Source organism: Cellulosimicrobium composti (assembly GCF_009711085.1).
Lineage (GTDB): Bacteria > Actinomycetota > Actinomycetes > Actinomycetales > Cellulomonadaceae > Cellulosimicrobium > Cellulosimicrobium composti.
Genome location: NZ_WMKA01000010.1, coordinates 99,682 through 107,987, shown reverse-complemented (window position 1 = coordinate 107,987; position 8,306 = coordinate 99,682). Strand labels below are relative to the sequence as shown.

The 8,306-nt window shown below is 76.5% G+C and carries 6 protein-coding genes; all 6 read left to right on the top strand.

Annotated elements, in window-relative coordinates:
* A partial coding sequence (locus GJV82_RS06685; RefSeq protein ID WP_155098675.1) for a dihydrolipoamide acetyltransferase family protein occupies positions 1-1,010 on the top strand: 1,010 nt, incomplete at its 5' end.
* Between the two features lie 108 nt (positions 1,011-1,118).
* A complete protein-coding gene (locus GJV82_RS06680; RefSeq protein ID WP_318657370.1) occupies positions 1,119-1,592 on the top strand; it encodes a hypothetical protein in 474 nt (157 codons plus the stop codon).
* A gap of 85 nt (positions 1,593-1,677) precedes the next feature.
* Positions 1,678-2,385, top strand: coding sequence for a DUF6766 family protein (locus GJV82_RS06675; RefSeq protein WP_024839867.1), 708 nt, complete (start codon positions 1,678-1,680; stop codon positions 2,383-2,385).
* Positions 2,386-2,573: 188 nt separating this feature from the next.
* Positions 2,574-4,013 carry an MFS transporter gene (locus GJV82_RS06670; protein WP_024839866.1) on the top strand — a complete coding sequence of 480 codons (1,440 nt, stop codon included), beginning with the start codon at positions 2,574-2,576 and terminating at the stop codon, positions 4,011-4,013.
* A gap of 41 nt (positions 4,014-4,054) precedes the next feature.
* Positions 4,055-6,256: a molybdopterin oxidoreductase family protein gene (locus tag GJV82_RS06665; protein WP_404812939.1), complete on the top strand. Its 2,202-nt coding sequence runs from the start codon at positions 4,055-4,057 to the stop codon at positions 6,254-6,256.
* A complete protein-coding gene (locus GJV82_RS06660) occupies positions 6,253-8,055 on the top strand; it encodes an FAD-dependent oxidoreductase (protein ID WP_155098674.1) in 1,803 nt (600 codons plus the stop codon). Before GJV82_RS06665 ends, GJV82_RS06660 begins: the two co-directional genes overlap by 4 nt.
* Positions 8,056-8,306: the final 251 nt, after the last annotated feature.

Sequence of the window (8,306 nt, the reverse complement as noted above, 5' to 3'; positions counted from 1 at the left end):
CGGCACCCGCGCCCGCCGCGCGTCCCGCCCCGAGCGCTCCGCCGGCCCCCGCCCCGGCGCCGCGCGCCGCGACCCTGACGAGCGCGCCCGCGGCCCACGTGCACCTGCCGGTCCTCGCGAAGCCGCCCGTGCGCAAGCTCGCCAAGGACCTCGGCGTCGACCTGGCGAGCGTCGCGGGCACCGGCCCGGGTGGCATCGTCACGCGCGAGGACGTGCAGGCCCACCACGAGCGCGCGCAGGCGCAGCCGCTCGCGACGTACGCCGACGACGACCAGCCCTGGCTCGCGTCCGGCGCCGTCACCCCGGACGGTCGCCAGACGCGCGTGCCCGTGAAGTCGGTGCGCAAGCGCACGGCCGAGGCGATGGTCACGAGCGCGTTCACCGCCCCGCACGTGACGGTGTTCCACACGGTCGACGTCACGAGGACCATGCGGCTCGTGCACACCCTGCGCGACGACCGCGAGTTCGCCGACGTGCGCGTCACGCCCCTGCTCGTCACGGCGAAGGCGCTCCTGCTCGCGGTGCGACGGCACCCGGAGATCAACGCCAGCTGGGACGACGCGGCGCAGGAGATCGTCTACAAGCACTACGTGAACCTCGGCATCGCGGCCGCGACGCCGCGCGGCCTCGTGGTGCCGAACATCAAGGACGCGCACCGCCTCGACCTGCACGGGCTCGCGGGCGAGATCGCGGACCTCACCGCCACGGCGCGCGCGGGCCGGACGTCGCCCGCCGACATGTCCGACGGCACGATCACCATCACGAACGTCGGCGTGTTCGGCATCGACACGGGGACGCCCATCCTCAACCCGGGCGAGGCGGCGATACTCGCCTTCGGCGCGATCCGCGAGCAGCCGTGGGTCCACAAGGGGAAGATCAAGAAGCGCTGGGTCACGCAGCTCGCCCTCAGCTTCGACCACCGCCTCGTCGACGGCGAGCTCGGCGCGCGCGTGCTGGCCGACGTCGCCCGCGTCCTGGAGGACCCGGCGCGCGGCCTCGTCTGGGGCTGAGCGCCCGGGGGCCCTCCCGAGGACGGCCCGGCTTGCGGGCGCAGGCAGACGGGCGAGCATGAGCCTCAGGACCCGGTGGATGTCATCGGTTCCGTCCGAGGAGGTCACGTGCGCAGCGCTGGCAGGGCGGGCCGGTCGAAGACGCCGGGGGTGCGGCCCGCGCGACGTCGCGCGGCCCGGGTCCTCGTGCCCGCCGGTCTCGCGGTCCTGGCGGTCGCGGGGTGCGCCGGGCCCGGCCCGGACGACGCGCGGGACGTCGTCTCCGCGCTCGGCGACGCGGTCGTCGCGGGCGACGGCGCCGCCGCGTGCGCCCTCCTTCTCCCCGATGCCGCGGACGCGCTCGCGGAGGAGTCGGGCGAGCCGTGCGCGCAGGCCGTGACCGCGCCCGACGGGCCGCTCGCCGACCTCGTCGCGACCGGCCGTGTCGTCGTCGAGGACGTCCACGTCGCGGGGCGCCAGGCCCAGGTCGTCACGGCCGACGACACGCTGTTCCTCGCGGTCTCGGGTGACGGCTGGGTCGTCACCGCGGCCGGCTGCACGCCGCGCGAGGACCGGCCCTACGACTGCGAGGTCGAGGCATGAGGCTCCCGCGGCTGCTGTTCTGGGCGACGCTCGTGCTCGTCGCCGCGGGCCTCGCGCTGACCTTCGTGCTCGCGGCGGTGCACCGGTGAGCGCCGGCTCCGGGAAGGGGCCCGGCGGCGTGCTCGGGGGCCTGCGCGCGAGCTCGCTCAGCCTGTTCTTCGCGGTCGTCTTCCTCGCGTCCCTCGTCGCGCAGGCGGTGAGCGGGGTCGCCGTGTTCAACGCGGACCAGCGCTCCGCCGGCCTCGAGCCGCTGACGCTCGGCCAGTACGTGCTCTCCTCGGCGTTCTGGGTGGACGTCACGGAGAACTGGCAGTCCGAGTACCTGCAGTTCCTCCTCTTCATCACCGCGACCGTCTGGTTCGTGCAGCGCGGGTCGCCCGAGTCCAAGAAGCTCGACCAGGCGGGCCGCGAGTCGGACGAGGACCAGAAGGTGGGCGAGCACGCGACCGACGACTCGCCGGCCTGGGCGCGCACCCGGGGCTGGCGGCTCACGCTCTACTCGCGCTCGCTCTCGCTCGTCATGGGCGCGATCTTCGTCGGCTCGTGGGCCGCGCAGTCCGCCGCGGGCGCCGTCGCGTTCAGCGAGGAGCGGCTCCGCGACCTCGAGGACCCCGTGCCGTGGACCGAGTACCTGTCGATGCCCGACTTCTGGAGCCGGACGTTCCAGAACTGGCAGTCGGAGATGCTCGCGGTCCTGAGCATGGTCGTGCTCGCCATCTTCCTGCGCGAGCGCGGGTCGCCCGAGTCCAAGCCCGTCGGGTCGTCGCACGAGGCGACCGGCGTCGAGGGCTGACGACCCTCACGGCCCGGCGGTCCGGCCCGCGTCCCGGCCCCCGGTCGCGGGCCTCAGCGCGTCGCTCACAGCGGCACCGCCGCGCGTGTGCGGAAGACCTCACACGGGCTTAACGACGGTCGCGCGCGGGGGAAACACGGCGTTCCTAGCGTCTCGGTCACCGACCGGGACCTGCTGAAGGAGCCGCCATGTCCGCGCCCACGAGCCCCACCACCCACGAGGGTGAGCAGTCCGCACAGCACGCGACCGTCGTCGTCCCCGCGCCCGGCCCGACCGCACCGCGGCACCGGTCCGGTCGCTGGATCGACCGCTGGGACCCGGAAGACCCGACCTTCTGGCGCGACGGCGGCCGCACGGTCGCACGCCGCAACCTGTGGATCTCGGTCTTCGCCGAGTTCCTCGGCTTCGCCGTGTGGGCCCTGTGGTCGATCGTCGTGCCGCAGCTCCCCGCCGCCGGGTTCGCGCTCACCGTCGACCAGCAGTTCTGGCTCATCGCCGTGCCGAGCCTCGTCGGCGCGACGCTGCGCATCCCCTACACGTTCGCGGTGCCGGTCTTCGGCGGGCGCAACTGGACCGTCGCGTCCGCCCTCCTGCTGCTGCTCCCGACGGCGGCGCTCGCGGTCGTCGTGCAGGACCCGGGCACGCCGTTCGGGGTGATGCTCGCCGTCGCGGCGCTCGCCGGGTTCGGGGGCGGCAACTTCGCGTCGTCGATGGCCAACATCTCGTTCTTCTACCCCGAGCGCGAGAAGGGCAAGGCGCTGGGCCTCAACGCCGCGGGCGGGAACCTGGGGACGGCCGTCGTGCAGCTCGCGGTGCCGCTCGTCATCGTCGCCGGGGCGGGTGTCGCGCTCGAGCGCGCGGGCCTCATGATGATCCCGTTCGTGCTGCTCGCGGCGTTCCTCGCGTGGCGGTTCATGGACAACCTGTCCACCGCGAAGGCCGACCCGAGGTCGTTCGCCGCCGCGACGCGCAACCGGCACACGTGGATCATCTCGTTCCTCTACATCGGCACGTTCGGGTCGTTCATCGGCTACGCCGGCGCGTTCCCCATGCTCCTCAAGGGCCAGTTCCCCGAGGTGACGCTCTCGATCGCGTTCCTCGGCGCGCTCGTCGGCTCGGTCACGCGCCCGCTCGGCGGGCTCGTCGCGGACCGGGTGGGCGGGACGCGCGTGACGATCGCGTCGTACGGGGTCATGGCGCTCGGGGCGTTCGGCGCGATCCAGGCGCTGCAGTCGCACAGCTTCGGCCTGTTCTTCGCGTCGTTCCTCGTGCTGTTCGTCGCGACCGGGATCGGCAACGGCTCGACGTACCGCATGATCCCGGCCGTCTTCCAGGCGAGCGCCGTCCCCGGCGGCGCGCTCGACGGCGCGACGACCGTCGACCCCGAGGCGCTCGACGCCGCCCGGGCGCGCGCCCGCAAGGCCGCGGCGGGGTGCATCGGCATTGCCGGGGCGGTCGGCGCGTTCGGGGGGTTCCTCATCCCGCGCGGGTTCGCGGCCTCGACGAGCCTCGCCGGCTCGCTCGTGCCCGCGCTGTGGACCTTCATCGGGATGTACGCCGTCATGGCCGTCGTGGCGTGGGCCGTCTACCTGCGCAAGGGCTCGGCCCTCGCGTCGGCCGGGATCTGAGCGTGGACACGCACTGCCCCTACTGCGCGCTGCAGTGCGGCATGACCCTGACGCCGACGGCGGGACCGCTGCCCGTGACGGTGGCGCCGCGCGACTTCCCGACCAACCGCGGGGGGCTGTGCCAGAAGGGCTGGACGAGCGCGACCGTGCTGCGCGCGGCCGACCGGCTCACGACGCCGCTGCTGCGTGACGCCGACGGCGAGCTCCGCCCGGCCACGTGGGACGACGCGCTCGACGCCGTCGCGGCGGGGATCGAGCGTGTCCAGGCCGAGCACGGTCGGGACGCGGTCGCGGTGTTCGGCGGCGGCGGGCTGACCAACGAGAAGGCGTACGCGCTCGGGAAGTTCGCGCGCACCGTGCTGCGGACGGCGAACATCGACTACAACGGGCGCTTCTGCATGGCGTCGGCGGCCGCGGGGGCGAACCGCGCGTTCGGCGCGGACCGCGGCCTGCCGTTCCCGCTCGCCGACCTCGCCGGGGCCGACGCCGTGCTCCTGCTCGGCTCGAACCTCGCCGAGACCATGCCGCCGTCGGTCCAGCACCTCGCGGGCGTGCGCTCGCGCGGCGGCCTCGTGGTCGTGGACCCGCGGCGCAGCGCGACCGCCGCGCTCACGGGGGAGCCGGGGGACGCCGTCGGGCAGGGGGTGCCCGACGCCGGCCGGTCGCCCGGGCGCCCCGTCCCCGCCCCGGGAGCGGGCCCGGTGGGCGACCAGGGCGTGCACCTGCAGCCCGTGCCGGGCACGGACCTCGTGGTGCTGCTCGCGCTCCTGCACGTCGTCGTGGCGGAGGGGCTCGCCGACGCGGCGTACCTCGCCGAGCGCACGACCGGCGTCGAGGACGTGCGGCGGTCCGTCGCGGCGTGGTGGCCCGAGCGCGCGGAGACGGTGTGCGGCGTCCCGGCCGAGCGGCTGCGTCACGTGGCGCGGCTGCTCGCCGCCGCGTCGCCCGTCCACGGCGGAGCGGGCGCCTACGTGCTCACGGGGCGCGGCGTCGAGCAGTCGTCGCAGGGCACCGCGACCGTGACCGCGGCGATCAACCTCGCGCTCGCGCTCGGCCTGCCGGGCCGCGCCGGCTCCGGGTACGGCGCGGTCACGGGCCAGGGCAACGGGCAGGGCGGCCGCGAGCACGGGCAGAAGGCCGACCAGCTCCCGGGCTACCGGAAGATCGACGACCCGGCCGCCCGCGCGCACGTCGCCGCGGTGTGGGGCGTGGACCCGGCGACGATCCCGGGCCCGGGCAAGCCCGCCGTCGAGCTCCTGCGCTCGCTCGGCGCCCGGGGCACCGGTACGACGTTCGCCGACGACGGGCGCCCGCGCGCGCTGCTCGTGCACGGGTCGAACGTCGTGGTCAGCGCCCCGGACGCGGACCGGGTCGCGGCCAACCTGCGCGCGCTCGACCTGCTCGTCGTGTGCGACCTCGTGCCCTCGGAGACGGCGCTGCTCGCCGACGTCGTGCTGCCGGTCACGCAGTGGGCCGAGGAGGAGGGCACCATGACGTCGCTCGAGGGCCGGGTGATCCGGCGCCGCCGCGCCGTCGACGCCCCGGGCGAGGTGCGCTCGGAGCTGTGGATCCTCGCGGAGCTCGCTCGCCGCCTCGGGTCGCCGGTGGCGTTCCCGACCGACCCCGCCGTCGTGTTCGACGAGCTCGCGCGCGCGTCCGCGGGCGGCGTCGCGGACTACTCGGGGCTCAGCCACGCGCGCCTCGACGCGGACGAGGCCGCGGGCGGGCCGGGCCTGCACTGGCCCGTCCCCGCCGCGGACCACCCGGGCACGCCGCGCCTGTTCCTCGACCGGTTCGCGACGCCCGACGGCCGTGCGCGCCTCGTCCCGGTCGACCACGTGGGTCCGAGCGACGACGTGCGGCCCGACGCACCGCTCTACCTCGTGACCGGCCGCGTGCTCCAGCACTACCAGTCGGGCGCGCAGACGCGGCGCGTGCCCGAGCTCGACCGCGTCGTCCCCGAGGCGTTCGTCGAGCTGCACCCCGTCCTCGGGCTGCGGCTCGGGGTGGGCGACGGCGACCGCGCCCGCCTGACGACGCGCCGCGGCACGATCGAGGCCGTCGCGCGGTGGACCGACGCGGTCCGGCCCGACACCGTCTTCATGCCCTTCCACTGGAGCGGGGAGGGCAGCGTCAACCGCGTCACGACCGACGCGACCGACCCCGTCTCGGGCATGCCCGAGTTCAAGGTGTGCGCCGTGGACGTGCGGCGCGCGCCCGTGCTGCAGGAGGTCCCCGGATGACGAGGGTCGTCGTGGTCGGCAACGGCATGGTCGGGTCGCGGTTCGCGAGCGACCTCGCAGCGCGGTGGGACGACGCCGCGGGCCGGGACCCGGTCGAGGTCACGGTCCTCGGCGCCGAGGAGTACGAGCCGTACAACCGGGTGCTCCTCAGCGAGGTCGTCGCGGGGAAGGTCGACGTCGCGGCCATCGGGCTGCCCGGCGCCGACGACGCGCGCGTGCGGGTCCGCCGCGGCACCGAGGCCATCGCGATCGACCGCGCGGCGCGCCGCGTCGTCACCGGCGAGGGCGCGCACCCGTACGACGTCGTCGTGCTCGCCACGGGCGCGGCCGCCCGCGTGCCCGACGTGCCCGGCCTCACCGACCACCCGGGCGGCCTGCCCCGCGGCGTGCACGCGCTGCGCACGCTCGACGACGCGCGCGAGGTCGTCGCCGCGTCGGTCAACGCCCGGCACGCCGTCGTCGTCGGCGCGGGCGTGCTGGGGATCGAGGTCGCGTGCGGGCTCGCGCGGCGCGGCGTGCCGGTGAGCCTCGTGCACGGCGGCGAGAGCGTCATGGACCGTCAGCTCGACCGGGCCGCGGGCGCCGTCGTCGCGCGCGGGCTCGCGGGCCTCGGCGTGCGGACGTGGACGGGCGCCCGGACCGAGCGCGTGCTCGTCGTGGACGGGGCCGTCCGGGGCGTGACGCTCCGGGTCGCCGCCGTCGCGGACGCCGCCCCCGCGCCGGGAGACCCCGGCGGCCCGGGGCACGGAGGGCAGCGCGCGACGCGCGTCGTCGACCTCGGCGCCGACCTCGTCGTGCTCGCGTGCGGCACCGTGCCCGAGGCGGGTCTCGCGCGCGCGGCGGGGCTCGCCGTCGACCGGGGCGTCGTCGTGGGCCACGACCTTGCGAGCCCCGACGACCCGCGCGTCTTCGCGATCGGCGACTGCGCCCAGCCGCCGGACGGGGGCACGGGACTGGTCGCGCAGGGCTGGGACCAGGCGCGCCGCCTCGCGGAGCACCTCGCGGCACGGTCGGGGGCGGACCGCGCGCCGGGGCCGGGAGCCACCGTGGGCGCGGTGCCGGACGCGACGACCGGCACGGCACCGGGCCGCCCGCGCGTGCGCCTCGGCGACGCCGACCGGCCGAGCATGGCGTTGCGCCTCGCCATGAACGTCGTCGCGCGCCCGGTGGGGGAGCGGCGCGCCGCCGCGGTCGGAGCGCCCGGGGCGGCGGGCGGCGGAGGCCCGGCGCCCGCGGGGCCCGGTGCGCGCTCGACGACGGGGACCGACGTCGTGCGCGTCAAGGCGGCGGGGCTCGAGATCGTGACGATGGGCGTGTGCGGCGCGCGCCGGACGCACGACCCGGCGCACCGCTCGGTCACCCTGAGCGACCCGGTGGGCGGACGGCACGTCGAGGTCGTCGTCGCGGACGGGCTGCTCGTCGGCGCGACGTGCGTCGGCGCGCCCGACGTCGGCGCGGACCTCACGGCGACGTACACGCGCCGGTTCCCGGTGCCCGCCGACCCGGCCCACCTGCTGCTGCGCCCCGTCGCGCAGGCGCCCGCCCCGGCGTCGTCCCCGACCCACATGCCCGACCGCACGACCGTCTGCACGTGCAACGGCGTGACCAAGGGGGACGTCGTGGCGTGCTGGCACGACGGCGCGCGCAGCGTCGACGACGTCGCACGGGCCACGCGCGCCACGACCGGGTGCGGCGGGTGCAAGGACGTCGTGTGCGGCCTCGTCGACTGGCTCGCGACGGCGGACCCGGAGCAGCCGGCGGGCGCGGGCGCGCCGACCCCCGTCGAGCTCGGCGCGTGAGATCGGCGGTGCCACGCGGGATCGGCGATCACGACCGCCGATCTCGCGTGGAGCCGCCGACCTCGGCCCGAGCCGCCGACCTCACACGCGGACGACCCCCCGGGTGAGAACACCGTTACGGACGGGCAACGGACGGGGCACGGTCGCGAAACCGCGTCTCCGTAGCGTCGAGCACGCACCGTCCGGCACGGCTCGCCGCTCACCCGGCCGCCCGCCGCGCGGTGCACGACCCGCCCCGACGCCCCCGAGGA

Coding starts and splice junctions, on each gene's coding strand:
- GJV82_RS06660 (WP_155098674.1), top strand. CDS start 6,253: ATGACGAGGGTCGTCGTGGTCGGCAACGGCATGGTCGGGTCGCGGTTC.
- GJV82_RS06665 (WP_404812939.1), top strand. CDS start 4,055: ATGACCCTGACGCCGACGGCGGGACCGCTGCCCGTGACGGTGGCGCCG.
- GJV82_RS06670 (WP_024839866.1), top strand. CDS start 2,574: ATGTCCGCGCCCACGAGCCCCACCACCCACGAGGGTGAGCAGTCCGCA.